The sequence below is a fragment of the Streptomyces sp. NPDC096310 genome, from assembly GCF_044763125.1.
Classification (GTDB): domain Bacteria; phylum Actinomycetota; class Actinomycetes; order Streptomycetales; family Streptomycetaceae; genus Streptomyces.
On sequence record NZ_JBIWFO010000065.1, the window covers coordinates 1 to 1,683 of the forward strand.

A 1,683-nucleotide genomic window follows, 5' to 3' on the forward strand; every position below is an offset into this window, starting at 1 on the left:
TTTCGGGGGCGTCGGGGTCGCAGGCGATCCGCACCGCGGCGTCGGCGGAGCGATCGACGGAGGCTCCCGTGACTGCCTGGATCGCTTTGGCCGTGCGTTCCAGGATGAGGGCGTCCAGCGGCCTCGCCTCGCCGGTCCGCTCCAGCCATACCCAGGCGCCGGGGCGATCGGGCACCGCCACGCGCGCCCACGAACCGCTCTGCTCCTCGGGCAAGGAGCGCCCTCCGGGGTCGTACCGAGGGCTGATGCCCCGGCCGGCGTCGTGCAGACCGGCGGGGCAGCCGGCCAGGGCGGCCATTGCCCGGACCATGGCCGCGACCGAGGCCCGTGCTGTGATCAGGCGGTCGAAGTGGTCGATGACGCGCAGCGCACTGGCCGCCGTGTCGTCGACGACTTCCAGCTTGACGATGAGATCACGCAACGAAGCCTCCAGGGCCATGGTCACACCGCTCACCCTTCAAGAGCCCGCCGGATGAACTCCTCGCGGGTCGCGTTGGAAGCGCGCGACACAGCCGCATGGCCTGCCGTCATGTCGAACCCGTGAAAGCCTCCGCCCCACATGTGGAGATCGACGCTCACGCCCGCCTCGGACAGACGGCCGGCGTAGATCAGGATCTCGTCGCGGAACGTCTCCACCGAGCCGGTGTCGATGTAGGTGCGCGGCAGCCCGCTGAGGTCCTCGGCGCGGGCCGGCGCGGCGTACTGCGACACGTCCGGGCCGCCGCGCCGCTCGCCCAGCAGGGAGGTCCACCCGTACAGGTTGCTGTGGCGGTCCCATCCGCACCCGCGGTCCACCATGCGACTGCTGTGCGTCTCCAAGCGGTCGTCGAGCATGGGGCAGATCAGCACCTGGTGGCTGAGCCTGGGGAAAGCGCGGTCGCGGGCGAGCAGTGCGGTCCCCGCCGCGAGACCGCCGCCGGCACTGGAGCCGACGAGCAGGAGCCGCTCGGGGTCGATACCGAGCTCGGCCGCGTTCTTCGCCGTCCACACCAGCCCCGCGTAGCAGTCCTCGACCGGCGCGGGGTCGGGGTGCTCCGGCGCCAGTCGGTACTCGACCGACACGACGACCGCACTCCCGTCGATCACGTAGGGGAGGAAAAAACTCACGCCCGTCCGGCGGGTCCCCGAAACCATCCCGCCGGCGTGGATGTGGAAGATGGCTCCCTTGGGGCCTCGGTCCTCGACGGGGCTGAGAATCAGCAGAGTGATGTCCGGGGCGCCGTCCGGGCCGGGTACCTGGCGCTCCTCCACCCGCACCCTGCCGCCCGCCGTCAGATCCTCCGGTTCCGGCCCGGCGGACGGGTCGGCCAGCAGCCGTCGGGTCTCTGGGAGGGTCTCGTCCGACACGGTCGGAAAAGCGGCGCGCATCGCCTCCTCGACGGGCGCGAGCTCCGGGTCCAGCGGGGGCCGGATGGTCGTGGCCCCGAAAAAGTCTGCTGCTGTCTGGTCTGCCATCTGTTCTCTCCTTCGGGAACGACGACGGGGAGCGGGTGAATCCCACTCTCGGGTGCCGGTGCCCGCAGGGCTACCGGCAGGTGGCTGGAACCATCGCCGAATGCCCCGCCATATGGCGGGGACATCGGTCAGGCCAGTGCGACCGCCCCCGCCACATCCCCCCTGTACGCCGCCGCGAGCGCTTGAGCGACGCCGTCCGGGCAGTCGCAGCCGATGACGCGACTCGAC

At 71.4% G+C, this 1,683-nt stretch carries 1 protein-coding gene and 1 pseudogene; both read right to left on the reverse strand.

The features are described from left to right. Positions 1 to 445: pseudogene (locus ACIQ7D_RS37490) on the reverse strand (hypothetical protein); the annotation flags it as partial. A 5-nt stretch (positions 446 to 450) separates the two neighbouring features. Further along, the gene (locus ACIQ7D_RS37495; RefSeq protein ID WP_403945775.1) at positions 451 to 1,455 is read right to left on the reverse strand and encodes an alpha/beta hydrolase; all 1,005 of its coding nucleotides are present in this window, start codon (positions 1,453 to 1,455) and stop codon (positions 451 to 453) included. Positions 1,456 to 1,683: the final 228 nt, after the last annotated feature.

Bases quoted from the DNA above. Each gene is read 5' to 3' on its own strand.
- ACIQ7D_RS37495 (WP_403945775.1), bottom strand. From the start codon at position 1,455: ATGGCAGACCAGACAGCAGCAGACTTTTTCGGGGCCACGACCATCCGG.